The sequence below is a fragment of the Bradyrhizobium sp. USDA 372 genome (assembly GCF_053629095.1).
In genome coordinates this window covers 2,207,451-2,234,008 of the sequence record NZ_JBRJHR010000001.1, presented here as the reverse complement: position 1 = coordinate 2,234,008, position 26,558 = coordinate 2,207,451, and the positions used below count along the sequence as shown (strand labels likewise).

Annotated in this window: 24 protein-coding genes; 11 read left to right on the top strand and 13 right to left on the bottom strand. The window is 66.4% G+C overall.

What is annotated here, in order from left to right; all coding sequences use genetic code 11:
• Positions 1-10 precede the first annotated feature (10 nt).
• Positions 11-952, top strand: coding sequence for a LysM peptidoglycan-binding domain-containing protein (locus AB7M16_RS10770; protein WP_453943871.1), 942 nt, complete (start codon positions 11-13; stop codon positions 950-952).
• Positions 953-994: 42 nt separating this feature from the next.
• Here the strand turns inward: AB7M16_RS10770 and AB7M16_RS10765 are convergent, their stop codons facing one another.
• On the bottom strand, positions 995-2,068 hold the full coding sequence (locus AB7M16_RS10765; RefSeq protein ID WP_260380284.1) for a tartrate dehydrogenase: 1,074 nt from the start codon (positions 2,066-2,068) through the stop codon (positions 995-997).
• A gap of 145 nt (positions 2,069-2,213) precedes the next feature.
• Here AB7M16_RS10765 and AB7M16_RS10760 point away from each other — a divergent pair, with 145 nt between their 5' ends.
• Positions 2,214-3,131 carry a LysR family transcriptional regulator gene (locus AB7M16_RS10760; RefSeq protein ID WP_212259114.1) on the top strand — a complete coding sequence of 306 codons (918 nt, stop codon included), beginning with the start codon at positions 2,214-2,216 and terminating at the stop codon, positions 3,129-3,131.
• Positions 3,132-3,178: 47 nt separating this feature from the next.
• A complete protein-coding gene (locus tag AB7M16_RS10755; RefSeq protein ID WP_453947158.1) occupies positions 3,179-4,003 on the top strand; it encodes an aspartate dehydrogenase in 825 nt (274 codons plus the stop codon).
• 193 nt (positions 4,004-4,196) lie between these two features.
• Here the strand turns inward: AB7M16_RS10755 and AB7M16_RS10750 are convergent, their stop codons facing one another.
• The 9 genes from AB7M16_RS10750 to AB7M16_RS10710 all read right to left on the bottom strand — a co-directional run bounded on the left by AB7M16_RS10750 (position 4,197) and on the right by AB7M16_RS10710 (position 12,544).
• Entirely contained in the window at positions 4,197-5,501 is a 1,305-nt protein-coding gene (locus AB7M16_RS10750) for a PQQ-dependent sugar dehydrogenase (protein WP_453943870.1), read from the bottom strand.
• 138 nt (positions 5,502-5,639) lie between these two features.
• A complete protein-coding gene (locus AB7M16_RS10745) occupies positions 5,640-5,849 on the bottom strand; it encodes a hypothetical protein (RefSeq protein ID WP_025038081.1) in 210 nt (69 codons plus the stop codon).
• A 253-nt stretch (positions 5,850-6,102) separates the two neighbouring features.
• Positions 6,103-6,729, bottom strand: coding sequence for a methyltransferase family protein (locus AB7M16_RS10740; RefSeq protein WP_453943869.1), 627 nt, complete (start codon positions 6,727-6,729; stop codon positions 6,103-6,105).
• Positions 6,730-6,757: 28 nt separating this feature from the next.
• The gene (locus AB7M16_RS10735) at positions 6,758-7,789 is read right to left on the bottom strand and encodes an NAD-dependent epimerase/dehydratase family protein (RefSeq protein ID WP_453943868.1); all 1,032 of its coding nucleotides are present in this window, start codon (positions 7,787-7,789) and stop codon (positions 6,758-6,760) included.
• Between the two features lie 28 nt (positions 7,790-7,817).
• Complete coding sequence (locus tag AB7M16_RS10730) at positions 7,818-8,336, bottom strand: Mpo1 family 2-hydroxy fatty acid dioxygenase (RefSeq protein WP_453947157.1); 519 nt, start codon at positions 8,334-8,336, stop codon at positions 7,818-7,820.
• Between the two features lie 171 nt (positions 8,337-8,507).
• Positions 8,508-9,176, bottom strand: a complete 669-nt coding sequence (locus AB7M16_RS10725; protein WP_453943867.1) for an OmpA family protein — start codon at positions 9,174-9,176, stop codon at positions 8,508-8,510.
• Positions 9,176-9,592, bottom strand: coding sequence for a hypothetical protein (locus AB7M16_RS10720; RefSeq protein WP_212259119.1), 417 nt, complete (start codon positions 9,590-9,592; stop codon positions 9,176-9,178). The genes AB7M16_RS10725 and AB7M16_RS10720 overlap by 1 nt, the downstream gene beginning before the upstream one ends.
• An 88-nt stretch (positions 9,593-9,680) precedes the next feature.
• Positions 9,681-9,968 (bottom strand): type II toxin-antitoxin system HicB family antitoxin, encoded by a 288-nt coding sequence (locus AB7M16_RS10715; RefSeq protein WP_453943866.1) that lies wholly within the window; start codon positions 9,966-9,968, stop codon positions 9,681-9,683.
• Positions 9,969-9,976: 8 nt separating this feature from the next.
• Positions 9,977-12,544: an ATP-dependent helicase gene (locus AB7M16_RS10710; RefSeq protein WP_453943865.1), complete on the bottom strand. Its 2,568-nt coding sequence runs from the start codon at positions 12,542-12,544 to the stop codon at positions 9,977-9,979.
• A 237-nt stretch (positions 12,545-12,781) separates the two neighbouring features.
• Between AB7M16_RS10710 and AB7M16_RS10705 the strand changes: the two genes are divergently transcribed.
• Positions 12,782-12,955: a DUF1328 domain-containing protein gene (locus tag AB7M16_RS10705; protein ID WP_036006471.1), complete on the top strand. Its 174-nt coding sequence runs from the start codon at positions 12,782-12,784 to the stop codon at positions 12,953-12,955.
• 16 nt (positions 12,956-12,971) lie between these two features.
• Here the strand turns inward: AB7M16_RS10705 and AB7M16_RS10700 are convergent, their stop codons facing one another.
• Entirely contained in the window at positions 12,972-13,478 is a 507-nt protein-coding gene (locus AB7M16_RS10700; protein WP_453943864.1) for a thioesterase family protein, read from the bottom strand.
• An 87-nt stretch (positions 13,479-13,565) separates the two neighbouring features.
• On the opposite strand from AB7M16_RS10700, the gene AB7M16_RS10695 reads away from it, so the two are divergent.
• From AB7M16_RS10695 to AB7M16_RS10685, 3 genes are all read left to right on the top strand, one after another.
• Complete coding sequence (locus tag AB7M16_RS10695) at positions 13,566-14,990, top strand: FAD-binding oxidoreductase (protein WP_260380276.1); 1,425 nt, start codon at positions 13,566-13,568, stop codon at positions 14,988-14,990.
• Between the two features lie 99 nt (positions 14,991-15,089).
• The gene (locus AB7M16_RS10690) at positions 15,090-16,412 is read left to right on the top strand and encodes a Spy/CpxP family protein refolding chaperone (protein WP_453943863.1); all 1,323 of its coding nucleotides are present in this window, start codon (positions 15,090-15,092) and stop codon (positions 16,410-16,412) included.
• 34 nt (positions 16,413-16,446) lie between these two features.
• Positions 16,447-16,812, top strand: coding sequence for a hypothetical protein (locus AB7M16_RS10685; protein WP_453943862.1), 366 nt, complete (start codon positions 16,447-16,449; stop codon positions 16,810-16,812).
• Positions 16,813-16,863: 51 nt separating this feature from the next.
• Here the strand turns inward: AB7M16_RS10685 and AB7M16_RS10680 are convergent, their stop codons facing one another.
• Complete coding sequence (locus AB7M16_RS10680) at positions 16,864-18,339, bottom strand: caspase family protein (RefSeq protein WP_453943861.1); 1,476 nt, start codon at positions 18,337-18,339, stop codon at positions 16,864-16,866.
• A gap of 421 nt (positions 18,340-18,760) precedes the next feature.
• On the opposite strand from AB7M16_RS10680, the gene AB7M16_RS10675 reads away from it, so the two are divergent.
• Genes AB7M16_RS10675 through AB7M16_RS10665 form a run of 3 tightly spaced genes read left to right on the top strand, consistent with a single transcriptional unit; the run spans position 18,761 to position 22,658 of the window.
• Complete coding sequence (locus AB7M16_RS10675) at positions 18,761-19,792, top strand: TRAP transporter substrate-binding protein (protein WP_172787470.1); 1,032 nt, start codon at positions 18,761-18,763, stop codon at positions 19,790-19,792.
• A 22-nt stretch (positions 19,793-19,814) separates the two neighbouring features.
• Positions 19,815-21,668 (top strand): TRAP transporter large permease, encoded by a 1,854-nt coding sequence (locus tag AB7M16_RS10670; RefSeq protein WP_453943860.1) that lies wholly within the window; start codon positions 19,815-19,817, stop codon positions 21,666-21,668.
• 12 nt (positions 21,669-21,680) lie between these two features.
• Positions 21,681-22,658 (top strand): hydroxyacid dehydrogenase, encoded by a 978-nt coding sequence (locus tag AB7M16_RS10665; protein WP_453943859.1) that lies wholly within the window; start codon positions 21,681-21,683, stop codon positions 22,656-22,658.
• A 6-nt stretch (positions 22,659-22,664) separates the two neighbouring features.
• On the opposite strand, the gene AB7M16_RS10660 is transcribed toward AB7M16_RS10665, so the two are convergent.
• A complete protein-coding gene (locus tag AB7M16_RS10660) occupies positions 22,665-23,831 on the bottom strand; it encodes an ABC transporter substrate-binding protein (RefSeq protein ID WP_453943858.1) in 1,167 nt (388 codons plus the stop codon).
• Positions 23,832-24,118: 287 nt separating this feature from the next.
• Between AB7M16_RS10660 and AB7M16_RS10655 the strand changes: the two genes are divergently transcribed.
• Entirely contained in the window at positions 24,119-26,548 is a 2,430-nt protein-coding gene (locus AB7M16_RS10655; protein WP_172787466.1) for a bifunctional diguanylate cyclase/phosphodiesterase, read from the top strand.
• Positions 26,549-26,558 lie beyond the last annotated feature (10 nt).

Genomic DNA, 26,558 nt, shown 5'->3' with positions numbered 1-26,558 from the left:
TTCTGAACGGATGGTTGATCCAAGGCGCCTGATCGTGCTGGCAGCAATTGTGCTGCTCGCCCTCGGCACGGGCCCGGCCGCGGCTTCTCCGCCCAAGTCCAAGACCATTGCGGCGGTCCCCGCCGCGCCGCCGCCCCCGCCGTTCGAGCCGTTGCCGCCGCCGAAGGTCTATCTGTTTCGCGGCGCCATGGGCCCGATCTTCTCGACCGGCATGGATCGGCTCGGCGAGAAGCTGACGCAGGCCGGCTTCTCGGCCGACGTCTACGAATTCACCCTGTGCCGGCTGATCGGCAACCGCGCCATCGCCAGCTACAGGGAGAAGGCGGCGCCGATCGTGCTGATCGGCCATTCCATGGGCGGGCTGTGCTCGATCGTCATTTCCGAGATGGCGGCCAAGGAGAACATCCCGATCAGCCTCGTCATCGCCATCGATCCCGCGCACGCGACCGGCGATGTTCCCCTCAACGTCGAGCGCTTCATCAACATCTTCCTGTCCGACAGCGTGCTCGGCGGCGGCGACGTCGTGACTGTCCCCGGCTTTCGCGGCCATTACGCCAGCTATGACCTCAAGGAAAACGCGCGCGTCAGCCACATCAACATCGAGAAGTCCGACGACATCCATCGTCAGATCGTCGGGATGGTGACGCAGCTGCCGCGCATTCCGCCGCAGACGCAGGCCGATGCCGTGCCGCTGCGCTATCTGGTGCCGGCGGATACGCTGGTCGAATTGTGGGACAGCGGCGTGCGGGTGCCGGTGCGCCGCGGCGACACCATGGAGAGCATCGCCGCAGCCAACCGCGTGCCGCTGTGGACGCTGGCGCAGAGCAACTCGTTGCCGGAGAACGCGCAGCTGACGCCGGGCCAGACCATCATCGTCCCCCGCCATCTGACACCGCCAGAGCCGGCCGCCGCGATGGCCACGCCGCCGGCGGCACCGGCGGGGCGGAGGTAGCACGTTCTTCGCCTCTGCCCGGAAGCGGAGAGAGGACGAAGACTATACATTCGATCCGTGGATCGCTTCGATCACGGCGTCCGTGACCTCCTTCGTCGTTGCCTTGCCCCCGACATCCGGCGTCAGCACGCCCGCGGCGCAGACGCGCTCGACGGCGGCCATCAGCCTCGAGGCGGCCTCCTTCTCGCCGAGATGTTCGAGCATCTGCGCGCCGGTCCAGAACGTCGCGACCGGGTTGGCGATGCCCTTGCCGGTGATGTCGAAGGCCGAGCCGTGGATCGGCTCGAACATCGAGGGGAAGCGGCGCTGCGGATCGATGTTGCCGGTCGGCGCGACGCCGAGGCTTCCCGCCAGCGCGCCGGCGAGGTCCGAGAGGATGTCGGCATGAAGATTGGTCGCCACGATAGTGTCGAGGCTCTTCGGATGCAGCGTCATCCGCACCGTCATCGCGTCGACCAGCATCTTGTCCCAGGTCACATCAGGGAATTCGCCGGCGACCTCGGCCGCGATCTCGTCCCACATCACCATGCCGTGGCGCTGCGCGTTCGACTTGGTTACGACGGTCAGGAATTTGCGCGGGCGCGACTGCGCGAGCTGGAACGCATAGCGCATGATGCGGGTGACGCCGACGCGGGTGAACACCGCGACCTCGGTGCCAACCTCTTCCGGCAGGCCCTTGTGGGCGCGCCCGCCCATGCCGGCATATTCGCCTTCCGAGTTCTCGCGCACGATCACCCAGTCGAGATCGCCGACGCCGACATTGCGCAGCGGCGAGGCGACGCCCGGCAGGATCTTGGTCGGCCGCACATTGGCGTATTGATCAAACCCCTGGCAGATCGGCAGGCGTAGGCCCCATAGCGTGATGTGGTCGGGCACGTCGGGGGCGCCGACCGCGCCGAAATAGATCGCGTCGAACTTCTTCAGCTCGCCGAGACCGTCCGCCGGCATCATCACGCCGTGCTTCTTGTAATAATCCGAGCCCCAGTCGAACGTCTTGACGTTGAAGGAGAGGTCGCCGCTGCGCTTGGCCAGGGCCTCCAGCACGCGGACACCGGCCGAGATCACCTCGGGGCCGATGCCGTCGGCGGGAATGGCTGCGATCGAATGGGTGCGCATGGAAAGCTCCGCGGGAGAGATCGTGCCGACATATTCGGCGGTCGGCGTCGCCGGCGAATCTAGACGGCAGTGCAGGGCAAACTCAATCGGCGCTGGTTTATACAAAAAAATGATATAATCCTCGCTGAGACGAGAGGACCGGCAAATGGAATTGCATCAGCTCCGATGCTTCGTGGCGACGGCCGAGCAGCTGCATTTCGGCCGCGCGGCACAGCAGCTCCAGATGCTGCCTTCTGCGCTCGGCCGGCAGATCAGGCTACTGGAGGAGGATCTGGGAACGCGGCTGTTTGCGCGGACGACGCGCGCGGTGTCGCTCACCGAGGACGGCACGACGCTGCTGCGCGATGCCCGCGCCATCCTCGCCAAGGTCGAGGCGGTCGAGAGCAACCTCCGCAATCGCTCGCGCGCGGGGACCGCGCGGCGGCTGCGGGTCGGTGCCATCGACAGCGCCGCGGCCGGATTGTTGCCGCCGCTTCTGCGCGATTTCCGCGCCAGGCATCCCGACATCGCGGTGCAGCTCCTCGAAGACAAGACTGTCCGGCTGCTGCCGAAGATCTTGACCGGTGCGCTCGATCTCGCCTTCGTGCGTCCGCCTGACCGGCCGGACAAGCGGCTTGAATTCCGCGACCTGCTCCAGGAGAGCGCGATCGTTGCGTTCCCGCGCCGGCACGCGCTGGCCGGGCGCAAAGCGATCACGCTGACGGATATCGCCGAGGAGGCGATGCTGGTGCCGGACCGCCGCTCGCGGCCGCACAGCCACGATCTCACGGTCAAGCTGTTCGAGCAGGCCGGCCTGACGCCGCGCATCGTGCAGGTCGCCGACGAGAAGCAGACCATCATCAACCTCGTGGCAACGAAGCTCGGGGTCGCAATCGTGCCGCGCTGGACCGCTCGGATGGCGGTGACCGGTGTGCGCTTCGTGCCGCTTCGACCGAGGCAGAGCGGGCCGGTCGGCCGCCTGCCGCTTGCCGCCGCCTGGCTGCGCGGCTCGCGCGATCCGGCCCGCGATGCCATGCTGGCGGTTCTGGAAGCCCGCCTGCGCAGCTATGCGCGGGAGGCGTGAGCGGCTATGACATCGGCCAAAGCAGAGGCCAGGACAGAGGGATGGTGATGACGGATCAGAAGGCTTCGAGCGAATTGCGGGTGGCCATTGCAGGGCTGGGCTCGATCGGCGTCAAGATTGCCACCGCGCTCGATCAGGGCATCGAGGGCCTGTCGCTCACGGCCGTGGCAGTGCGAGACCCCGCCAAGCATCAAGCCTTCATCGACAGCTTGCGTCGCCCACCGACAATCCTGCCGCTCGACCAGCTCGGCGAAGCCGCCGACATCGTGGTCGAATGCGCGCCGACAAGCCAGCTGCGTGCGATCGTCGAGCCGGCAGTGAAGCGCGGCAGGGCCGCTGTCGTGGTCAGCGTCGGCGGCTTGCTCGACAATTTCGATCTCGTCGATCTTGCCCGCGCCAATGGCGGCCGCATCCTGGTGCCGACCGGCGCGCTGATCGGCCTCGATGCCGTCAACGCCGCCGCAATCGGCACTATTCATTCGGTGAAGATGGTGACGCGCAAGCCGATCGACGGCTTGAAGGGTGCGCCGTTCATCGTTCAGAACAACATCGACATCGACAATCTGCGCGAACCGCTGAAATTGTTCGAGGGCAGCGCGCGCGAAGCCGCAAAGGGCTTTCCGGCGAATGTCAACGTCGCCGTTGCGTTGTCGCTGGCGGGCATCGGGCCCGATCGCACCCAGATGCAAGTTTGGGCCGATCCGACCGTGACACGCAACGTTCACCGCATCGAGGTCGAGGCGGATTCGGCGCGGTTCTCGATGGGCATCGAGAACATCCCGTCCGAGAATCCCAAGACCGGCCTGATCACCGCGCTGTCGGTGATCGCGCTCCTCCGCAAGCAGCGCGCGACGCTCTGCGTCGGGACGTGATGGGTTGAGGCTTGATTAGCCCAGATGGCAGTGCGCTCCCTCCCCCGCCTGCGGGGGAGGGCTGGGGAGAGGGTGTCTCGACAATCGAGAACCCCCAAGAGGTGAGAGCCCTCACCCGGCGCTCTGCGCCGACCTCTCCCGCAAGCGGGAGAGGTTACCGAGCCCGTTGCGAGTACCTCGACATAACTTCCGCCTAAGCCCCCGTCACGCGCCAGATCACGTTGCCGACGTCGTCGGCCATCAGCAGCGACGTCTTGTCGGGACCGATCGCGACGCCGACCGGGCGGCCGTAGGATTCCTTCTCGTCCGGGGACAGGAATCCCGACAGGATGTCGCGACCGGGGCCGGAGGGCTTGCCGTTCGCGAACGGGATGAACACCAGCTTGTAGCCGGACAGCTTGCTGCGATTCCATGAGCCGTGCTGGCCGATCACCATGCCGTCGCCGAAGCCGGGCAGGGTGCCTGAGGGCATCCAGCACAGGCCGAGCGAGGCAGTGTGGCCGCCGAGCGCGTAGTCCGGTTGAATCGCCTTGGCGACCAGCGCCGGATCCTGCGGCACGCGGTCGTCCACCGTCTTGCCCCAGTAGCAATAGGGCCAGCCATAGAAGCCTCCGTCGCGCACCGAGGTCAGATAGTCGGGCGGCGTCTCGTCGCCGAGGCCGTCGCGCTCGTTGACGACGGTCCAGAGCACGCCCGTCGTCGGCTCCCAGGCAAGGCCGACGGGATTGCGCAGGCCGGCGCCGAAAATGCGATGCGTGCCGGCAGCGAGATCGAGCTCGTAGACGGCGGCGCGGCCTTGCTCGACCTCCATGCCCATCTCGGCGATGTTGCTGAGCGAGCCGACGCCGGCATAGAGCTTCTTGCCATCGGGACTGGCGAGCAGGCTGCGCGTCCAGTGGCCGGCGGGCTTGAACGTCGTGAGCCGCTTGCCTGCTGCGGTGATGCGGTCGGCGTTGGGGACGTAAGGAAAGGCCATCACGCCGTCGGTGTTGCCGACGTAGAAAGTGTCACCGACCAGCGCCATGCCGAACGGCTGGTTGAGGTTCTCCATGAACGCGCCGCGATGTTCCGCAACGCCGTCGCCGTCCTTGTCGCGCAACAGCGTGATGCGGTTGGCGGAGACGCCGAGCGCCGCGGCGCGGCGCATCGTCGCCTGCATCGCATAGTGGAAAACGCTGCGCGGGGCGCCCGCGATCTGCGTCGCCTCGGCGATCAGCACGTCGCCATTGGGCAGCACCTCGATCCAGCGCGGATGATCGAGACCGGTCGCGAACGCATTGACCTCGAGTCCGGGCGCAGCGATCGGCTTCTGGCCCTCGCGCCAGCCGCGTGCGGTCGGCATCTTCAAGGTGGGGATCGCGCCTTGCGGCTTCGCTTCGGGAATTGCGGGCTTCTCGCCCCAGGCCGGCGCGGGCTCGGTGCCCGTCATCTTGCGCCATTGCAGCGCGATGCCGCCGATGAACGCGACGAACTGCGCGAAGATGCTGGAAAACGTCATGACAGGCCCCCGGTTGCGCGCGCATCCAACTGGCTGACGGGGCAGACGTCAACCTGTGCGGCGCGCCGCAGAGGCCTATTCCCGTGGAATGGCAGCCGATCGAATTTGCATGGGACAGTCGCGGCGTCGGCCCGGAGATCAACGACCGATCTGCCGCTCCAGCCGCCGTGCCGCGCGAAAATCGTCCAGGTGACGGATGTTCGGCGCCAGCGCGGCTTCCCTGGACAGCAGATGATAGACCCGCGCCACCGTGCGCTGCTTCTGCTTCGTCCGCCCGGGCGGCAGCGCCCGCGCCTTGCGGACGGCGGCGATCGCGTGCGCGCGAAAATAATCGTAGGCGTCCGACATGGCTCGATGCTCTGCGGTCGGTGGCAGATGTCGAGGGGCAACGAGCGAGCGGAGGGCTGGTTCCTTGGGGACCAAGATCGTGTGCTCGTGCCCCGGACGCAGCGCAGCGCCCCGGCGATGCGAAGCATCGTCCGGTGCGATGCGCTGCAGAGCCGGGGCCCATCTCGCCCCATGCATGAATAGCCGTCTGGGTCCCGGCTCTGCGCAGCAGCGTTGCACGCTGCAGCGCGTCCGGGACACGAGAGTGACGCCTTTACCGTGGCGACGTGAACGGAATGATCATTGGAACGCGGCGGCAATAGGCGCCATAGGCGTCTTCGCCGAGCTCCTTCGAGAGGAACACTTCTTCCATCCGTCCCTTCTGCCACATGCCGAGCGAGATCAGGATCGCGCCGAGGATCGTCGTCACCAGGCCGATCGCAACGCCGGTCACCAGCATTCCGAAGATCAGGCCGGTGTAGATCGGGTGACGGACGATGCCGTAGGGGCCGGTGTCGATGACGCGGTGGTCTTCCTTGTGGGTGATGGTGTTGGACCAGAACTTGCCGAGATGCAGCCGCCCCCACCATGCGAAAGCAATTCCGGCGACCGAGAGGACCGCTGCGATGGTGATGCCGGCGTTGCCGAGCACCCAAAGCGGCTTCCAGCCCATGACCTCCGCAATGAATGGCGTGTACAGGATGCCGCCGACGAGGATCGGCAGGCTATAGCGCTGCGACTCCAGCGTCATGACCTGCTTCTTGGTCCGCCCCTGCCAGAACGAGGCGCCGACCCAACTCGCGAGAAAGGCGAGCCAGATCAGGGCAAGGAGTTCGGTCGGCCAGGCCGTGGTCCAGCCACCCCACGCGACAGAAAGAAGCTTGCTGAAATCGAAAAACATGAAGGTTCTTTGCGTTTGGGCGGCGGCTTCAGCTCGCGCGCGAGGAGAGCGCGTGATGCTTGAGGGCTCCGGAGGGCTGCTGGCCGTTGCGGGCGAGCAGATGGGTGATGGTTTCGCGCAAGACCGGCTCGATCGGACGCGGCGAATAGCCGAGCTCGTTACGGGCCTTGCCGATCGAAAGATCGCTCGCGGCGAGTGCGATCCGCACGCCCTCGGCGGTGCCGTTCGGCGGCCGGCGCGTGATGTGGTCGGCGATGGATTCGAGCATGATCGCAGAGAGCTCGGCGATCTTGCCGGGTACGACGATCGGAAACTGCCGGCGGCCGCTCATCGCCGACATCATGCGCAGGATGTCGCCGAGCGGGACGCAGTCGCCGCCGAGGATGTAGCGCTGCCCGAGGCGGCCGCGTTCCATGGTCAGCACGAGGCCCATGGCGACGTCGCGGACGTCGACCAGGTTGACCAGGAAGTTGAGATGCGGCTGCACCTTCTTCTGCAGGAAGTACCAGAGCATCGCGGTCGGCGGTGTCAGATTATGGTCGGCGGCGCCGATCGGCATGGTCGGCGTGCCGATCACCAGCGGAAAGCCCGCTTCTGCCGCCTTGGCGGCATGATGCTCGGCGAGCGATTTCGAGCGCGTGTAGGCGCCAGGCATCGCCTCGGCCGGCTGCAGCGCCTCTTCGGCGGGAACGCCCTTGAGGTCGGAATAGGGGAACAGGATCGATTCCGTCGAGCAGTGCAGGAAGCGCGAGACGCCCCGCTTCATTGCCGCTGCGAGCACGATTTCGGTGCCGCGGCAATTGACGTCGTGGAAGTCCTGCTTGTTGGCGACCCACATGCCGGGCAGGCCGGCGAGGTGATAGACCTGATCGACACCGGCGATCGCCGCATCGACCGCGGCGCGGTCCAGCACCGAGCCGAGGACGTGATCGACGTCCGCGTTCGCCGCGGTCGGCGCACGGACATCGAGAACGCGGACCCGCTGCCCACGGGCGCGGAGCGCTTCTACGAGGTGATGTCCGATGAAGCCACTGCCACCGGTAACCAGGACGAGAGCCATGCAGAAGGTTGCTGTTTTGCTTCGAGCGTTATCGGGTTGAAAGGGAATTGGCCGGAAGAGGCGCCAGAATCGCGGCAAGGTCGCGACGGAAGCCCAATGCAATGAACAATTTTGCCATGACGAACATCGGTCCAAGCAAAAGATGCGAGGGAAAAGTGAACAGCGAGGCCTCGCGCCCCTCAAAAACCTTGTGGCCGATGGCCTGCGCGGCGAGGCCGAGCGCCACCAGGGACGCGAAAATCGCCCACATCGTCGCGGTGCTGACTTGCGCCGCAATGGTCGTCGCAACCGAAAACAGCACGACGGAGACGGCCAGAATGCCGAGCCCGAGCGCCGCGTCGAGCAGCAGCCAGTAAATCAAGACCGGCACGGCCAGGACCACCGCCAGGCTGACGTTGAATCCGAACAGCGGAAGCTTGACCAGCGTCAGCGGCAGCACGGCGCCGGTGAACAGCAGCAGGATGCCGACCACATGCATCGCCGTGTTCCGGGGATCGCGATGGTACTCGACATACACGGCAAGTTGGCGCTGGAAAAAGCCACCCATTTCGGTCTCATGCAGCACGGGGTCGGGAAGGGCGAACAGAGGCTATAGCACTGGACCGGGCGGTGCACAAACCGGCACTTTTGTCGCGCAAAACCGTGTGCGCGCGCCCGGGACAGGCTGCAAAATAGCCCGCACTTCAAGGGGTTCCGTCAACCGCGGAGCCGCCTTCGCTCAGCGCTTCTTGGCGGGCTTTTTAGCCGCAGGCGCAGGGGCTGCAGCCGGATGCGGCGCCTCCTCCGGCAGCTTGGCATAGGTCAGGATCTGCAACTGGCCGTTGACGGCGGAGGTCGGCTTGGCCCGGTCGAGGAATTGCTCCTCGCCGAGGCCGATCGGATGCAGCCGCTTGGTCGAGATCTTGAAGGTGTTCACCAGCACGTCGCGGATCGCATCGGCCCGGCGCTGGCTCAGGATCGCATTGGCCTCGCGCGTCTTCGAATTGGATTCGACGTGGCCGACGATCAGGAAGGTGTAGGGCAGCAGCGAGGAGTGAACCAGCGCGTCCGCAATGCGGCCGACGGTCTGGTAGGACGCCGGCTGGATGATCGGCGTGTCTGCGTCGAACTGGATCTGCGCATTGAACGCGGGCAGCTTGGCAAGCTCCGGCGCGATCAGCGGCCGGTTCACCGGACCCGGATCGTTCTTGATCCTGGTCTTGGCGCGCTCCATCACCTGCTGCTTCAGCGCGGGCAGATCGACCTCGGCGGCCTCTTCGAAATGGTTCAGCTTGCCGACGATGTCGTCGCGGGTCGGTGCCGCCGTCTGCGCGCCGGCGGTGTCCGCGAGCAAAGCGAGGCCCAGCGCCAAGCCCAGCCCTGCGGTGGCGAGCCCCTTCGCGCGCATCAGCGATACCCCGCGTCGTCGACGGCCTTCAGGCAGTTGTTGCTGATGCCCTTGGGGGTCGAGACCAGGCAGGGGACCGACTTGCTGGTCTCCTTGGTCGAGCCGCCGCAGACCTTGACGATCTCGCGCTGGCAGGCGTTCGCCACCGTGACGCGCGCGGCGACGCGCTTCTGGATGGCGTCGAACACGCCGAGATAGTCGCTCGCGCATTGCGGCGTGAGCACGTCGCGGTTGCGCGACAGGCACTCCTTCAGGCGGGTCGAGTCCGGGTTGACGCCGCGGCAATTGGCAACGATTTCCGCACCGCAGCTCGCCGCCAGCTTCCCGATCGAATCGCCAAAGCTCATGGTCTCCGCCGCCGCAAGCGACGGCATCCCCAATGCAAGCACGATCAATGTGATGGAGCCCCGGACCATGGGTTTATCTGATACGGGGAAGTTCGCGGTGGTCAAGGGGCGTTCGGGCGAGAACTGTCGAGAGTCCGCTTGGTGCGGCGAACAGTCCTCACTCCGCGTCCGCGGCGGGTGGCCATTCGATCAGGACGGCCGTGTGTTTCCCCAGGTCCTCGGCAAACTCCGGATCGGCCTTGAGCTCGTCCAGCGTTCGAGGCGGGGGCAGCTGGCGACCGTCCGCGATCAGTTCCTGCGCATAGAATGCGAGCGCCTCGGGCGCATTCTCGAGGGCCTCGTCGACATCGTCGCCGCCGGAGAAGCAGCCGGCCAGGTCCGGAAACCATACGCCGACGGCCTCGTCCGGGTCGGCGTTCTCGATGATGGCAACGTACCGAGCCATACCGGGCCTCACGCCCGCTGCACGAAACTGTCCACGACCTTCTTCTCGCCGGCCTTGTCGAAGGCGATGGTGAGCTTGTTGCCGTCGATCTTGGTGACGCGGCCATAGCCGAACTTCTGGTGGAAGACGCGGTCTTCCAGCGAGAATTCGGACGTCGTGCCGGTGGATTTGGCGACCAGCTCGCCCTCAATGGTCAGAGGTCCGCGGCGGCGCGAGGAGAAGCTGCCGAAATCGGGGCCTGATGACGCGGAGGACGAGGACGTTGCCGCGTCTTCCTCGAAGCCGCCGTTGCGGCCGCCGCCGCGATTCCGGTTCGCCTGCGCGCGCTGCCAGCCCGGCGTCGAATAGCTGGAGCCGAACGCCTCCATGTCGTCGAAGCGAGAGGCGCCGTAGCCGCCGCTGCCGCCCCATCCAGAGCCGCCCTTGGATTCCGTGATCTCGACATTGGCCGCCGGTAATTCGTCGAGGAAGCGCGACGGGATCGTGGTCGACCATGTGCCATGGATCCGGCGATTGGTCGCGAAATAGATCTTTGCGCGGCGGCGGGCGCGGGTCAGGCCGACATGGCCGAGCCGGCGCTCTTCTTCCAGGCCGGCTCGGCCCTGTTCGTCCAGGGTGCGCTGGCTCGGGAACAGGCCTTCCTCCCAGCCCGGCAGGAACACGTTGTCGAATTCGAGGCCCTTGGCCGAATGCAGCGTCATCAGCGACACCGCGTCGTCCTCGGCGCCGCCCTCGCGGTCCATCACCAGCGAGATGTGCTCCAGGAACCCTTGCAGGTTCTCGAACTCCTCCATCGAGCGCACGAGCTCTTTCAGGTTCTCCAGCCGGCCCGCGGCGTCGGCCGAGCGGTCCTTCTGCCACATCTCGGTATAGCCGCTCTCGTCGAGCACGATCTGGGCGAGATCGGTGTGCGCGGTGACCTCGCGCTGGGCGCGCCAGCGGTCGAACTGCGCGATGAGGTCGCGCAGCGAGCCGCGCGCCTTCGGCTTCAGCTCGTCGGTCTCGACCACGGCGCGCGCCGCCTCGAACAAGGGAATGCGGCGCTTGCGGGCGTGGTCGTGCAGCATCTGCACGGTGGCGTCGCCAAGCCCGCGCTTCGGCGTATTGACGATACGCTCGAAGGCGAGATCGTCGGCCGGCGAATTGATGACGCGCAAGTACGCCAGCGCGTCGCGGATCTCCGCGCGCTCATAGAAGCGCGGGCCGCCGATGACGCGATAGGGCAGGCCGAGCGTGACGAAGCGGTCTTCGAATTCGCGCATCTGGTAGGAGGCGCGCACGAGAATGGCGATCTCGTTGAGCTTGTCGCCCTGGCGCTGCAGCTGCTCGATCTCCTCGCCGATGCCGCGGGCTTCCTCTTCCGAGTCCCAGGAGCCCGTGACGGTGACCTTCTCGCCGTCCTGATCCTCAGTGCGCAGCGTCTTGCCGAGCCGGCCTTCATTGTGTGCGATCAGATGCGAGGCGGCGGCGAGGATGTGACCCGTCGAGCGATAGTTGCGCTCGAGGCGGATCACCTTGGCGCCCGGGAAATCGTGCTCGAAGCGCAGGATGTTGTCGACCTCGGCGCCGCGCCAGCCGTAGATCGACTGGTCGTCGTCACCGACGCAGCAGATGTTTTTGGTCTTCTCCCTCTCCCCGCTTGCGGGGAGAGGGTCGGGGTGAGGGGGAGTCTCCACGAGCGCGGTGCTTGGAGAGTCCCCCTCACCCGCCGCACTTCGTGCGTCGGCCTCTCCCCGCAAGCGGGGAGAGGCGAGGGAAGAAGGCGCCTGCGACAGGAGCCGCAGCCACAGATATTGCGCGACGTTCGTATCCTGGTACTCGTCGACCAGGATGAACTTGAAGCGTTGCTGGTACTGCCTGAGGATATCCGGGTGCTCGCGGAAGATGCGGATGTTCTCCAGCAGGAGATCGCCGAAATCGGCCGCGTTCAGGATCTTCAGCCGCTCCTGATAGCTCGCATAGAGCTTGCCGCCCTTGCCGTTGGCGAACATCGCGGCCTCGCCCGACGGGACCTGCGAGGGCATCAAACCGCGGTTCTTCCAGCCGTCGATCAGACCGGCCAGCATCCGTGCCGGCCAGCGTTTCTCGTCGATGTTGTCGGCCTGGAGCAGCTGCTTGAGCAGCCGGACCTGGTCGTCGACGTCGAGCACGGTGAAGTTCGACTTGAGCTGCGCCAGCTCGGCATGGACGCGCAGGATGCGGCCGCCGATGGAGTGGAAGGTGCCGAGCCACGGCATGCCCTCCACGGCGTGGCCGAGCATCTGGCCGAGCCGGTGCTTCATCTCGCGCGCAGCCTTGTTGGTGAAGGTCACCGACAGGATCTCGGCCGGGCGGGCGCGGCCCTGGCTCAGGATGTGGGCGATGCGCGTGGTCAGGACGCGCGTCTTGCCGGTGCCGGCGCCGGCCAGCACCAGGACCGGGCCGTCCAGCGTCTCCACCGCCTCGCGCTGCTCCGGATTGAGTCCGGCGAGGTATTTCGGACCCACCGAGGCGCGCGCACGCGCGGCGATGCCGCCGGCTGCGGGCTGGTGGTCGGGTACGGCTGTGATCTTGCTCGGCTCGGTCATGCGAATCATCGGCCCCACGATGGCACCGCGGGGTGGTGGAAGGGAGCCTTCTTAACAGGGATTGGTGCCTATATGGGGGCGCCGGGCAGGGTTTTCCACGTGCGCGGCAGGCCGATTTGTTCCAGCCCGGGCCGCGAATTTCGCTCCCGCCGGGGCCGGAACTATCGTTCCCGCGTCGAGATTGTCAGGGCAGGTGGCGCGGCCAGCCGCGTCGATCGCAGACAACATCAAGACGAGGGTTTGACCATGCTAGGCTGGGTTGTGACGTTTCTGGTTATCGCACTGATCGCCGGCATCCTGGGCTTCGGCGGCGTCGCCGGCGCTTCGATCGAGATCGCCAAGATCATCTTCTTCATCGCAGTCGTTCTGTTCCTGGTCTCGGCCGTCGTCGGCCTGGCCCGCGGCCGCAACAGGATATAGCGCGGCGGATCATGCACTAGCGCTTCGAGGGCATCGCCACATTCCGGCCGATGCCCTCGGGTCGCGTCAAGGCGCTGTGGGACTTGGCGACCCCGTCAATGCGCTGCCGGATGTCGGGCGGAAACGGCGCAACGCGCCGCGCCTTCATGTCCATGTGCAGCGACATGTTCTCGGACGTTGCCGACAGCCAGCCCTCGGTGCCGTGCCGCAGCTCTTCGAATGTGTGCAGCCGCTTGTCGTCGGCCTCCAGCAGCCACACCAGGATTTGCACGGGATCGCCGAGATGGATCTCGCGCAAATAGCGCACGTGGCACTCGGCGGTGAAGGTCGAGCCGTGGCGCTCTTTCTTGTAGACCGGGCCAATCCCGAGTTCGAGCCAGAACTCGTCGATCGCCCGGTCGAACATCACGTTGTAATAGGCCATGTTGAGATGGCCGTTATAGTCGATCCATTGCGGCTCGATCTGCATGATCGAGGAGCGAAACGGCTCTGCGTTCGGCGCTGTGGCGGCGGTCTCCGGCATGTGTCCTTCCCAAGCTATGCGTCCGGTCCCTTGACTTGACCGGTTATATGTCCTTTGCCACGGTCTCTTCTCGTCGGGAGGAATTCCGTGGGTACGACCATCACCAATAATCCGCCGCGGCCGGAGCCGAAAGCCCTCGCAAGCGCGCTGGAGCAGCTTGCCGCACGCTTCGGCAACCGCCTCATCACCTCGCAGGCCGTGCGCGAGCAGCACGGCCATACCACCACGTGGATCATCAATCAGCCGCCGGACGGCGTGGTGATGGCGCAGGAGACCGCCGACATCCAGGACGTGGTGCGGATCTGCGCGAAACACCGCGTGCCCGTCATTGCCTTCGGCACCGGCACCTCGCTGGAGGGCCAGGTCAACGCGCCTGCCGGCGGCATCTCGATCGACCTGCGCGACATGAACAAGGTGCTGGCAGTGCATGCCGAGGACCTCGACTGCGTGATCCAGCCCGGCGTCACCCGCAAGGCGCTGAACGAGCATCTGCGCGACCAGGGCCTGTTCTTCCCGATCGATCCGGGCGCGGATGCCTCGCTCGGCGGCATGGCCTCGACCCGCGCCTCCGGCACCAATGCGGTGCGCTACGGCACCATGCGCGACAGCGTGCTGGCGCTGAAAGTGGTGCGCGGCGACGGCGAGATCATCACCACGGGCACGCGCGCCAAGAAATCCTCCGCGGGCTATGACCTGACGCATCTGTTCGTCGGCGCCGAAGGCACGCTCGGCATCATCTCGGAATTGACCATCCGCCTGCGCGGCATCCCCGAGACGATCGCGGCCGGCGCGGTGTCGTTCGAGACCGTGCACGGCGCCTGCCAGGCCGTGATCCTGGCGATCCAGACCGGCATTCCCGTGGCGCGCATCGAGCTGCTCAACGCCGCGCAGGTGAAGGCCTGCAACGCCTATTCCAAGCTGACTCTGCCCGAGACGCCGCTGCTGCTGATGGAATTCCACGGCAGCGAGGTCGAGGTCGCCGAGCAGTCGAAGGCCTTCGGCGAGATCGCAAAGGACTGCGGCGGCGGCGATTTCTCCTGGACCACCAAGCCGGAGGATCGCACCAAGCTGTGGCAGGCACGGCACGACGCCTATTGGTCGGTGAAGGCGCTGCGGCCCGGCGACAGCATCGGCGTGGTCGCAACCGACGTCTGCGTACCGATCTCGCGGCTCGCCGACTGCGTTAGCGAGACCGAGGAAGACCTCAAGCGCCTCAATCTGCTGTCGCCGATCGTCGGCCATGTCGGTGACGGCAATTTCCACTGCTCGCTGGTCTGCGACACCAACGATGCCGACGAGATGGCGCGCGGCGAGGAGTTCATGCACCGCCTGGTCGAGCGTGCGCAGGCGATGGACGGCACCTGTACCGGCGAGCACGGCATTGGCCAGGGCAAGCAGAAATATCTGAAGGCCGAACTCGGCCCCGAGGCGCTCGATGCGATGCGGGCCCTGAAGAAGGCGCTCGATCCGCTCAACATCTTCAACCCCGGCAAGATCGTGCCGGAGGCATAAGGCCCGCGCCCCAGTCCGGGAACTTTCGGCAATGTTGCCGGTTCCAATTCCCGCCAAGTTCCGATGCCTCAATGGCAGGGCTGTGCGCGGGAGGGTGCGATGGTGCGACCGGTCGTTGGAATTGCCGCAATGGCCTTCGCCTGCCTGCTGGCGGGTGCGGCGCTGGCGAAGGGCGGACATGGCGGTGGCCATGGCGGCGGGCACGGCCATGGCGGCGGGCATGGCCATGGCGGCGGGCATGGCCATGGCCATCATGGCGGCGGCCATTTCCGTGGGCACGGCGGCGGGCACGCGCATGGCGGCGGGCATCATCGCGGGATGCGGTTCACAACCGGTGCCCGACGCGGCGGCCCGAACTTCGGTCAGATCCGCAATGCCGCGATACGGCCGGCGAACTTCCGCAACGCCTGGAACGCCAGCGCATTCCGCAACGGCCGGCTGATCAGCAATCCGGCGGCCCGCGCACAGATCGCCGCGGCGGCGGCACTCGCCGGCTGGGGCGGCGCAAGCAGCGGGTGGTGGCAACATCCGGGTGGCGGCTATGGCTGGGTGGGGCCGCTGTTCTGGCCGTTCGCCTATAACGACCTCTACGATTACGCGATCTGGGGCGACGGGCTCGGCTTCTGGGGCTACGGCTATCCGGACATCTATGCCGGCATTTTCGGCCCCTACGGTTATGATCGGCTGTCGGCCTATCTGCCGCAGCAGCCGCAGGGCCGGCGGCGGGCGCGCAGCGCGCCGCTGGATGAGCTCTGCGGCAGCGACCGCCGCGCCATCGTCGGCCTGCCGATCGATCAGATCGCGGCCACGGTGCAGCCGACCGATGCGCAGGGCGCGGCTCTCGATGCGCTCGGCAACGCCTCGGTCGACGCGGCGGCATTGATCCGCACATCCTGTCCGACGCAGGCCGCAGCGACGGCGCCCGGCCGGCTCGCCGCCATGCAGCAGCGTGTCGAGGCGATGCAGAAGGCCGTCGAGCTGGTCCAGCCCGCGCTCGACACATTCTATGGTTCACTCAACGACGAGCAGAAGGCGCGCTTCAACGCGCTCGCCGACGATCAGCGTCGTGCCGCGGCATCGAACAATGCGGGCGGATCCTCGGTGCAGACTTGCAGCGCGTCCGCCGCGTTCGATTGGCCCGGCGCCACGATCGAGGACAGACTTCGTCCCAGCGACACCCAGCGCGCGGCGCTCCAGGTGCTCCAGGACACCAGCGCCAAAGTCAGCGCATCGCTCAAGGCGGCCTGCGAGCCCAATGAGGTGATGACGCCGCCGGCCCGCATGGCCGCGATTCGCAAGCGCCTCGACGTGATGCTGGACGGGATCAAGTCGGTGCGGGCGGCGCTCGATGATTTCTACGCCACGCTGAACGACGAGCAGAAGGCGCAGTTCGAGGCGATCGGCCCGCGCCGCATGTCCTGAACGCCGCGAGCAATTGAAGACCACGGGTGGGGCAATGAAGTGGTTCGCGAGGCGAGAGCCGGCAGACGTCTGGGACGAGCCAGTCGGGAGGCCGATCGGCGATATCGAGGCCGCCGACCGGATCCGCAACATCTGCCAGGCGGCGCGAACGATCGCCGAGGCCGCCGGAGCTTCAGCGCCGGCCAGCACGCGCGAGCGCTATGAACGCGCGGCCCGCACCGCGATGGAGATCGCGATGAAGATCTCCGACGATCTGATGCGCGACGATGCGGTGCGCCGCATCGTGGATCTCTGCATGCAGGCTGAGGACATCAAGACGGCGCAGATCCTGTCGCGCGCGATCCAGGCAGGCTGGATTCGGGAAGCCGTGCTCCGGGACTACCCGACGCTGTCGCAATAAGTTCGGCTCGCGCAATTGGCGCGAGCCGAATGCTGCTTGTGCCGGACCGGCTCAGTATCTGCGGTACCCGCCATTGTGGTCTCCGCCGCGGCCGCCCATTCCCATGCCGAGGCCGATCCCTACGCCGATGCCGATGCCTTGCATCACAGCCTCCGGCGGCGGGCCGCGATCCGGCGGCGGCGCGCGCTCGTAGACCACTTGCTCGGACGGCCGTCGCTTGGGCGGCGTCTCGACCACCTTGCGCTTCGGCGGGGTCTCGTCGACGCGCTTCTTGATCACGGGCGGAACCGAGGGGTTGACCGGCGTTGCCGGGGTCGCGGGCGTCGAGCACGGGCAGGTCGGCGCCATCGCGACCGCGACGGGCGTCACCGCGGAGGCGACGGGCACGGCGTAATTGCGATTCTGCACGCGCAGCAGCAGCCGGCGCGCGGTTGCCGCGAGATCGCTGTTGTCCCAGTTCGCCAGATAAGCTTCGAACGAGGCGCGGGTGTTGATGGCGGTGGCACGCTCCCAGGCAAGCATCTGGCGACGCCGCTCCAGCACCGTACGAAGGCGCGGGGTGCGGGTGTCCTGGGCGTAAAGCTCGATATAGGCCTGGTACGCCTCCACCGTGTCGTCGGTGATCACGAGCTCATAGGCCACCATGGCCGGCTTGCCCTGCAACGTCTTGCGCCAGTCTTCGACGCTGCGCGTGCCGCTGGCGAGCGCCATCGCGTTCGCGCCGGGAAGCGCGGGCGTGCTGCCGCTGCTCTCACCGAAGAACTTGAAGTCGGTGGTCAGCGAAGAGCTTTCCCAGGGGATCTGCCGGCCGTCGGTCGATTGCGCCACGGCGACGCGGATGCGCTTGAACACTTCCTCGATCGGCAGGTTCGGCTGCTTGGCAATGGTCAGCGCGGCCGTGGTGTAGGGGCTGTCGATGCCGTTGCCGTCCTCGGCCTCGGCGCCGGGCGAGGTCGAGTAGGAGATGAAGGAGCCGGGCGCGCCGGCCTTGGTGTCGACGATCGCAAGGCCGTGGCCGGCGCCGCTGAGCGCGGGGAACGGGTTGTTGCGGCAGGCGTCGAGCATGAAGATGCGGGCCCGCGTCGGCAGCGCGCCGAGCGTGTTGAGCAGGTCGTTCAGCCGCACGCCCTGCAGCGGGATGTCGGCCTCGCGCTTGGGGTCGAGATCGACGGGCACCAGATAGTTCTCGCCGTCGATCTGCAGGCCGTGGCCGGCATAGAACACCAGCGCGACGGTGTCGGCGCCGCTGGCACTGACCTTGCCGGCGAAGTCCGAGATCGCCGCGCGCATCTCGGTCTGCGCCAGATTGGCCGCCGTGGTGACGGTGAAGCCGGCACTCCCGAGCAGCTCCGTCATACCCTTGGCGTCGTTGGCGGCGTTGGGCAGCTCCGGCACGGTGCGATAGGCCGATTGGCCGATCACCAGCGCGAGCCGCGCTTCGGCGGCCGCTTCCGTCGGCGTCATCAACTGACTGAGTGCGAGAAGACCGGACGCAAGAAGCAAATTCGAAAACACTGGACGGCGCATGATGTCACCTCCAACGGCAATGCGCACGATGATGTCACTTTTTCTAAGCCCGCGCCACGCGGCCGTCTGTGCGTTGGATCACGCATGGGCCGCGGCAAAATGGGGCAGTCCGTCTGCCGGAGCTCGGGGAATTAGTCAGGCATCATCCATGTCAACTGCGCATTGATCCATGCTCCAATTGGATTGATCCGGTGAATGGGCGACGGCGTTCCTTGCGCAGATCGGGCGGCAGGCCGATCCTCGCGGCAAATCTCCGGGAAATGGCGGTGATTTCGCTTGGCTGGTGACGGCGGTATGCGCGCCGCGACGCTCCGTGACCGCAGCCGGCTACCTTGCCTGTGTCGTCGCTTTGGCCATACAGTCCGCGCAACGGCTGCGGCAACGACCGTGGCGAAGAAAAAGACCAGGGAGAAGCCGCACCATGACCATCGTGCCCGTGAACCGTCGCGCGTTCATCAAGTCATCGGCGGCGGTCACCGCCGGCATTGTGCTCTCTCCCGCCATCATCGGCCGCGCCGAAGCTGCGACGCTGAAGCTGAAATGCTCCTCCTCGCTGCCGAACGATCCCAAATACGCCAATGGCCGCGTCTACTACGACAACCTGGTCAAGAACCTGAAGGGCAACGGCCTCGGCGAGCAGATCGAGGTCGCTTTCTTCCCCGACAACCAGCTCGGTCAGGAGATCGACGTCATCAATTCGGTGAAGCTCGGCGTCATCGACCTCATGGTGTCGGGCTCGTCGATCTCGGCCAATCTGGTGCCGCTGGTCGGCACCTTCGATCTCGGCTTCCTGTTCTCGAGCTTCCCGCAGCAGACCAAAGCGTTTGAGGCCGGCGCCGCCAAGCCGATCGAGGACGCGCTGCTCAAGGGCGGCAACATCCGCATCATCGCCTGGGCCTATAATTTCGGCTCGCGCAGCGTGCTGGCGAAGAAGCCGGTGAAGACGCCGGAGGATCTCGCCGGCCTCAAGATCAGGACGCTGCCCAATCCCGTCATCACCGAATGCCTGCGCCTGATGGGCGCCGCCGCAACGCCGCTGGCCTTCGGCGAAATCTACACGGCCTTGCAGGCCGGCGTGCTGGATGGCCTGGAGCATGACCCGCCGACGATCCTCGCCAGCAAGTTCTTCGAAACGTCGAAATTCTACGCGCTGACGCAGCACAACTTCTCGCCGCTCGCGATCTATTTCAGCGACATGACGTACAACCGCATGGATCCGAAGCTGCGCGAGGGTTTCCTCGATGCCGCCAAGAAGGCCGCGGCCGACACCCGGGCCCATGGGCTCGCGGTCGAGAAGGAGGCGCTGGCCGCCTTGACCGAGAAGGGCGTGACCGTGGCCGAATGCGACCGCGAGGCGTTCAAGAAGCGCGTCGCGCCGCAACACGAGAACTTCATCAAGGCGCGGCCGGAGTCCAAGGCCGTCATCGACGTCATCCGCGCGACCCAAGCTTGATATGACCAAATCTGACGTGGCCATGTCAGCCGCCGTGCCCCTCTCGGGCGGCCGCCATGGCAGCATCACCTTGCTGCTTCGCGTCAGCGACGCGATCGCGGCCGTCCTGCTCGCCGCCGATGTGGTGGTGGTCTGCGCCTCCGTGCTGCTGCGCTTCTTCTTCAACGCGCCGGTCGAATGGTCCGACGACGTCGCGCGCGGCCTGATGGTCGGCTCGGCCTTCTTCGGCGCGGCGAGCGCGCTCGCGCGCGGCGAGAATGTCGGCGTCTCCTTCTTCCGCGATCTCTTGCCGGTGCGGCTGCGCTCGCTGGTCGATGCCGCCAGCGCGCTGCTGATCGTGCTGATCTCCGGCTACGTCGCCTACAACGCGATCAAGCTGGGCTCGCTCACCGCCGGCCAGACCACCGGCTCCGGTCTGCCGCTGGAGCTGACCTTCTATCCCATGGGGATCGGCGCGCTGTTCATGACAGTTTTCGCAATCGATCATCTCTGCGCGAGACCGCTGCCCGATATCGCGAGGGGACTCATTGCGATCCTCGTCGTGACGGGCCTCTACCTCGCCTGGGATTATCTATCGCCGTCCTCGGTGCCGTCGGCGGGCACCCTGATGATGATCGGCTTCTTCGCCACCCTGTTCGGTGGATTGCCGATCGGCTTTGCGCTGGCACTGGCCGCGCTGATCTTCATCTGGGTCGAGGGCGCACTGCCCGGCGTGATCTTCGCCCAGCAGATGGCGCGCGGCATCGACAATTTCGTCCTGCTCGCGATCCCCTTCTTCATCCTCGTCGGCTATCTGATGGAAGCCAACGGCATGTCGGTGCGGCTGATCGAGCTGTTGCAGCGTGCCGTGGGCCGCATGCGCGGCGGCCTCAATGTCGTGATGGTGGCCTCGATGGTGCTGTTCTCGGGTATCTCCGGCTCGAAGATGGCCGACGTCGCCGCGGTCGGCTCGGTGCTGATCCCGGCTGCGCGGCGCTCCAAGCAGAACCCGGGCGGCGCGGTGGCGCTGCTTGCGGCCTCGGCGGTGATGGCGGAGACGATCCCGCCCTGCATCAACCTGATCATTCTCGGCTTCGTTGCCAACCTGTCGATCGGCGGCCTGTTCGTCGCAGGGCTGCTGCCGTCGGCACTGATGGCGCTGGTGCTGATCGCGGTGTCCATCATCTTCGGCAAAAGGCCGGACAAGGTCGAGGATGTCGAGCCGCAGATGCCGGTGTCGGGGCTGTGGAGCGGCGCGATCGCATCCTTCGGCCTGATCTTCATGATCTTCTTCGGCTTCAAGAGCGGCTTTGCCACGGCGACGGAGATCTCGGCCTTCGCGGTGGCCTATGCGCTGGTCGTCGGCAGCGTGGTGTTCCGCGAGCTCGGCTTCAAAACCGCCGCGCACAGTTTCGTGCAGGCGGCGACGCGCGCGGGGCTGGTGCTGTTCATCGTCGCAGCCGCGCAGTCTTTGGCGTTCACCCTGACTTTGCAGCAGGTGCCGCATGCGGTCGGCGACTTCATGCTGGGCCTCTCCAAGACCTCCGGTGTCTGGCTGTTCATCCTCTTGGCCATCGCCGTCCTGATCGTGATGGGCTCGGTGCTGGAGGGCGCGGCCGCGCTGATCATCTTCGGTCCGCTGCTGCTGCCGGTCGCAGTGCAGCTCGGCGTCGATCCCCTGCATTTCGGCGTCGTGCTCGTCATCGCGATGGGTATCGGCCTGTTCGCGCCGCCGCTCGGGCTCGGCCTCTACGGCGCCTGCCTGATCGGCAACGTGCCGATCGAGCAGACGGTGAAGCCGATCATGGGCTATCTTGGCCTCCTGTTCCTCTGCCTGCTCTTCATCGCCTTCGTGCCATGGCTCTCGACCGCGCTGCCGCGGGCATTCGGCTATTGAAGGAGTCCTGTCGTGAAGGTCCTGCTCGCGCATACCCCGGAGATGCGGCGCAATTACTACGGCGATCGCAGCCTGAACGGCCTTCGCGCGGCCGCCGAGGTGATCCTGCACCAGGGGGATGAGCCGCTGGACGCAGCCAGCCTGGTGCGCGCCGCGAAGGACGCCGACATCATCGTTGCCGATCGCATGACGGAAGGGCGCGGCGAGATCTTTGCGCAATTGCCGCGCCTGCGGGCGTTCGTCCGCTGCGCCGTCGACATCCGCAACGTCAATGTGGACGCGGCCTCGCAAGCCGGCGTGCTGGTCACCCGCGCCGGGCCCGGCTTCGTGCAGGCCGTGGCCGAGCTCGCGCTCGGCTTCATGGTCGACCTCTCCCGCGGCGTATCGCGGACCACGGCGGATTATCAGGCCGGCCGCAAGGCTGAGGCACGGATGGGCCGCCAGCTCGCCGGCAGCCGGATCGGCATCATCGGCTACGGCAGCATCGGGCGCTACCTCGCCGAGATCGCAAAAGTGCTGCGCATGGAGGTGCTGGTCTCCGATCCCTTTGCGACAGTCAGCGATGCCGCGATCCGCCAGGTCGGTCTCGACGAGCTCCTCGCAGCCTCGGACTATGTCGTCTGCCTCGCCATCGCCAACGAGCAGACCGAGAACCTGATCGGGGAGGCGGCGCTGGCGCGCATGCAGAAGCACGCCGTCTTCATCAATCTCTCGCGCGGCAATCTCGTCGACGAGGTCGCCCTGGCACGCGCGCTGCGCGAGGGCCGCATCGCCGGCGCCGCCATGGATGTCGGGCGCGCGCCCGATCAGATGCCGACGCCTGAGCTTGCCAAGCTGCCGAACGTCGTCGCCACGCCGCATGTCGGCGGCCTGACGCCGCAGGCCATCGAATACCAGTCGCTGGAGACCGTGCGGCAGGTCGAGGCCATCGTGAGGGGAGAAATTCCGCAAGGCGCGGTCAACGCCGATCGCTGGACGCGGCGGCCGTGAAGAGCCCTAAAGCCGGTCCACGGCCTTGAACGTACCGTCCTTCTGGATCACCGTCAGGAACACCTTCGGCGGCGTGTCGAGCATGCGTGTGCCGACGGTGAAGAGGCTGCCGCTGATGTCGAAGCGGCCGGTATCGTTGATGGCGCGCAGCAGGCTTGCGCGCGTCGGATTGGGGCCGGCCTTTTCCAGCGCCGCGGCCGCGAGGCGGCCGGACAGATAGCCTTCCAGCGACACGAAGTCCGGCGTCAGCGTCGGATCGAACGCCTTCTGCGCGGCCTGATAGTCGGCGACCAGCTTGAGCGAGCGGTCCCATGGAAACGGCACGACCTGCGAGACGATGACGCCTTCGCCCTCAGGGCCGAGTTCCGCCGCGAGCGCAACGGCGCCGACGAAGGAGATGTTGACGAAGGTTGGACGGGCGCCGCTGCGGTGGGCGAGCTTGATGAACTCCGCGCACGGTCCATAGGTCCCGACCATGACGATGGCTTCCGGGTCGGCGCGCTTGATCATGCGCCAGGCCTGGACGACCGCGCGGGTGTTGCGCTCGAACGTGCCTTCGGCGGCGAGCTCGAGGCCGCGCTTGGCGAGCGCACGCTTGACGCCGACAAGCCCGTCGCGGCCGAAGGAATCGTCCTGGTAGAAGATGCCGATGCGCGTGAACTTGCGATCCTCGGTGAGGTGCTTGATCCAGGCCTCCGCCTCCGCGCCGTAGCTCGCGCGGATGTTGACGACGTTCGGAAGCTCGAGGTCGCGCAGGAACTCGGCGCCGGTGAACGGGCCGATGAAGGGAACGTTCCTGGCGCTGGTGATCGGGATCGTCGCCATCGCTGTCGGCGTGCCCACCGCGCCGATCAGCGCGAACACCTTGTCATCATCGATCAGGTGCAGCGTCTGCGCCACCGAACGGTCGGGGTCGTAGCCGTCGTCGCGGCTGATGAGCTGAAGCTTGCGGCCGTGGACGCCGCCCTTGGCGTTGATCTCGGTGAACGCGGCGACGATGCCTTGCCGCATGCGCTGTCCGAGCGCAGAGGAGGGGCCCTCAAGCGCCGCGGCCTGGCCGAACAGGATCGCATCCTCGCTGATGCCGGACTCGTTGCCCCTCGCCGCCAGCGTGGTCGCGGCCAGAAGCGCGATGGTCAGGACGACGGAGCTCGCTGATCGAAATCGATGCATCGGAGGCTTTGCCGGATCGTTGGAAGAAATCTTGCGCAACGTAACGCGCGAGCCTGAATAGCTCGCTAAGCGGCACGACGCAGAAAAGCCGTAGTACACCGGGTAAAACCGGTAACTTATGTCGATAACGCCGGGATCGCTCGCGCACTTCGTTAACTAGTTTCCGCATTGCGGAACGACCAATTTCCAAAATTGTGCAGTTCTTAACCGCGATCTTGTTCCGATAGCGGCGCCGGCACCTCAACCAGAGGTTCGGTTCGTCGCGGAGAGGGGACGGCGGCTTAAAGATGGGCGGTCGCGATCAGAACGATCAGGATCGGAGACGGAGAGGCGGATGGTGGCGAGCCGCGCCGCTGCTCGGGCTCTATCGCCCTGCGCTCGTCGCGGTCGGCGTCGGCCTGCTGTTCTCGATCGTGGGCGCCGCCGCCGTCGCGCGGTGGGAAGATCGCGTCAACAGGATCGAGTTCGAGAACGCGGCCGAGACCCAGGCGATCGTCATGCAGAACGGCATGAACGAGTACATATCTAGGCTTCTCGCGCTGCGCACCCTGTTCGAATCGACCAACGAAGAGGTCACCCGCAGCGAATTCGAGACCTTCAGCGCCCGTCTGTTCGAGCGTCATCCCGGCGCGCTGCGCATCTCCTGGTTGCCGCGCGTCAACCGCAAGGAGCGCACGGAGTACGAGACAGCGGCGATCCGGGACGGCGTGTCGGGCTATCAAATCAAGTCGCTGCAGGGCGAGACCTTCGTCACCGCGCCGCAGAGCGATGAATATATTCCGGTGTTCTACTCGACCGAGCCGAAGACCTCGCTGGTCTACGGCATGGATTACATGACCGTTCCGGAGCGCCGGTCGATGCTGGAGCGTGCGCGTGACAACGACCGCGTGGTCGCCGTGCGCACGCCCCTGTTCGGGCCGAGAGACGGCGACCGGCTGTCCTATGTTCTCGTCGCCATTCCCGTCTATGCCAAGGGCACCTCGCGCGAGGAGATCGCGGACCGGCGCCGCAATCTCGCCGGCTTCGTGGTCGGCATCTTCGATCTGCCGCTGCTGATCCAGTCCATTCGTGTGACTACCGGAGCCAGCCCCGCGGTCAGCATGACGGTCTTCCCGCCCTTCGCGGCGCAGATCGTCAGCCTGGAGCAGATGCTGCCGGACTATTCGTCGTCCGCCGTGGCGTTGCGGTCGATGCGGGACATCGCGCGGACCCTGCACTGGTCGGGCAGTCTCAAGATCGGCGATACCGATTGGCAGGTGCGGGCGGTTCCGACCGCCGGCGGTCCGCTGGCGACGACTTACGACCGCGCGGTCGCGGTCCTCGTCGTCGGCATGCTGCTGACGCTGTCGCTGTCGACCTATCTGATGCTCGCCAGCCGCAATTCGCGGCGGCTGTCGCTGGCGAACCGGCGGGTGCTCGAGCTTGCCCAGACCGACATCCTCACCGGATTGCCGAACCGCGCCTTCTTCCTCACCCGGCTCGACGAGATGAACAGGCAGTTGAGCGTGAGGGGCCTGCCCTTCGCGATCCTGATGCTCGACCTCGACCGCTTCAAGAACGTCAACGATTCCCTCGGTCACGCGGCCGGCGATGCGCTGCTGCGCCAGGTGGCGCAGCGGCTGAAATCCGCGTTGCGCGCCGACGACGTGCTGGCGCGGCTCGGCGGTGACGAATTCGCCATCATCCAGGAGGCCGGCGAGGACCAGCGCGCCTGCTCGACCGAGCTGGCGGCACGGATCGCCAAGCTCGTGAGCGAGCCGTTCCTGCTGCCCGGCCACCGCGTCGAGATCGGCACCAGCATCGGCATCGCGATCGCGCCGGATCATGGCAGCGATCAGGAGCAGCTCCTGAAGAAAGCGGATCTGGCGCTCTATCGCTCGAAATCGGCCGGCCGCAACTGCTTCACGATTTATGATGAAGCGATGTCGGCCGAGCTGGAGGCGCGCAACACGCTGGAAGGAGATCTGCGCGACGCCATCGCGCGCTGCCAGCTTGAGGTGCACTACCAGCCGTTCGTCGATGCCCTCAGCGGCGAACGACGCGGCTTCGAGGCGCTGGTGCGCTGGCGGCATCCGACGCGCGGCCTGATCCCGCCGGACCAGTTCATTGCGCTTGCGGAGGAGACCGGGCTGATCGTGCCGCTCGGCGAATTCGTGCTGCGGCGCGCCTGCGCGGACGCGGCCGGCTGGCCCGCCGATCTCACGGTCGCCGTCAATTTGTCGCCGATCCAGTTCAAGGAAGCCGAGCTGTTCGAAATGATCTGCGCGGCGCTCGCCGATTCCGGCCTGCCGCCGCAGCGGCTGGAGATCGAGATCACGGAATCCGTGCTGCTGGAGCGCGGCAGCGAGAACCACGCCTTCATGGAGCGGCTGAAGCAGCTCGGCGTCGAGCTCGCGCTCGACGATTTCGGCACCGGCTATTCCTCGCTCAGCTACCTGACCGCGTTCCCGTTCGACAAGATCAAGATCGACAAGTCGTTCATTCGCAACCTGACCCAGCAGCCGCGCTCATCCGCCATCATCTCCTCGATCGTGACGCTGGCGCGCGGACTGGACATGTCGGTCACCGCCGAAGGCGTCGAGACGCGCGAGGAGTTCGACCGGCTGAAGGCGCTCGGCGTCAATTTTGCGCAAGGCTATCTGTTCGGCCGGCCGCATCCGATCGAGCGGATCCTGTTCGACGCGCCGGTCAAGTCCTCACGGCTCGACGCCGCCTGAGCGCGCGCGA

Bases quoted from the DNA above. Each gene is read 5' to 3' on its own strand.
- AB7M16_RS10770 (WP_453943871.1), top strand. From the start codon at position 11: ATGGTTGATCCAAGGCGCCTGATCGTGCTGGCAGCAATTGTGCTGCTC.
- AB7M16_RS10765 (WP_260380284.1), bottom strand. From the start codon at position 2,068: ATGCGCACCCATTCGATCGCAGCCATTCCCGCCGACGGCATCGGCCCC.
- AB7M16_RS10760 (WP_212259114.1), top strand. From the start codon at position 2,214: ATGGAATTGCATCAGCTCCGATGCTTCGTGGCGACGGCCGAGCAGCTG.
- AB7M16_RS10755 (WP_453947158.1), top strand. From the start codon at position 3,179: ATGACGGATCAGAAGGCTTCGAGCGAATTGCGGGTGGCCATTGCAGGG.
- AB7M16_RS10750 (WP_453943870.1), bottom strand. From the start codon at position 5,501: ATGACGTTTTCCAGCATCTTCGCGCAGTTCGTCGCGTTCATCGGCGGC.
- AB7M16_RS10745 (WP_025038081.1), bottom strand. From the start codon at position 5,849: ATGTCGGACGCCTACGATTATTTTCGCGCGCACGCGATCGCCGCCGTC.
- AB7M16_RS10740 (WP_453943869.1), bottom strand. From the start codon at position 6,729: ATGTTTTTCGATTTCAGCAAGCTTCTTTCTGTCGCGTGGGGTGGCTGG.
- AB7M16_RS10735 (WP_453943868.1), bottom strand. From the start codon at position 7,789: ATGGCTCTCGTCCTGGTTACCGGTGGCAGTGGCTTCATCGGACATCAC.
- AB7M16_RS10730 (WP_453947157.1), bottom strand. From the start codon at position 8,336: ATGGGTGGCTTTTTCCAGCGCCAACTTGCCGTGTATGTCGAGTACCAT.
- AB7M16_RS10725 (WP_453943867.1), bottom strand. From the start codon at position 9,176: ATGCGCGCGAAGGGGCTCGCCACCGCAGGGCTGGGCTTGGCGCTGGGC.
- AB7M16_RS10720 (WP_212259119.1), bottom strand. From the start codon at position 9,592: ATGGTCCGGGGCTCCATCACATTGATCGTGCTTGCATTGGGGATGCCG.
- AB7M16_RS10715 (WP_453943866.1), bottom strand. From the start codon at position 9,968: ATGGCTCGGTACGTTGCCATCATCGAGAACGCCGACCCGGACGAGGCC.
- AB7M16_RS10710 (WP_453943865.1), bottom strand. From the start codon at position 12,544: ATGATTCGCATGACCGAGCCGAGCAAGATCACAGCCGTACCCGACCAC.
- AB7M16_RS10705 (WP_036006471.1), top strand. From the start codon at position 12,782: ATGCTAGGCTGGGTTGTGACGTTTCTGGTTATCGCACTGATCGCCGGC.
- AB7M16_RS10700 (WP_453943864.1), bottom strand. From the start codon at position 13,478: ATGCCGGAGACCGCCGCCACAGCGCCGAACGCAGAGCCGTTTCGCTCC.
- AB7M16_RS10690 (WP_453943863.1), top strand. From the start codon at position 15,090: ATGGTGCGACCGGTCGTTGGAATTGCCGCAATGGCCTTCGCCTGCCTG.
- AB7M16_RS10685 (WP_453943862.1), top strand. From the start codon at position 16,447: ATGAAGTGGTTCGCGAGGCGAGAGCCGGCAGACGTCTGGGACGAGCCA.
- AB7M16_RS10680 (WP_453943861.1), bottom strand. From the start codon at position 18,339: ATGCGCCGTCCAGTGTTTTCGAATTTGCTTCTTGCGTCCGGTCTTCTC.
- AB7M16_RS10675 (WP_172787470.1), top strand. From the start codon at position 18,761: ATGACCATCGTGCCCGTGAACCGTCGCGCGTTCATCAAGTCATCGGCG.
- AB7M16_RS10670 (WP_453943860.1), top strand. From the start codon at position 19,815: ATGTCAGCCGCCGTGCCCCTCTCGGGCGGCCGCCATGGCAGCATCACC.
- AB7M16_RS10660 (WP_453943858.1), bottom strand. From the start codon at position 23,831: ATGCATCGATTTCGATCAGCGAGCTCCGTCGTCCTGACCATCGCGCTT.
- AB7M16_RS10655 (WP_172787466.1), top strand. From the start codon at position 24,119: ATGGGCGGTCGCGATCAGAACGATCAGGATCGGAGACGGAGAGGCGGA.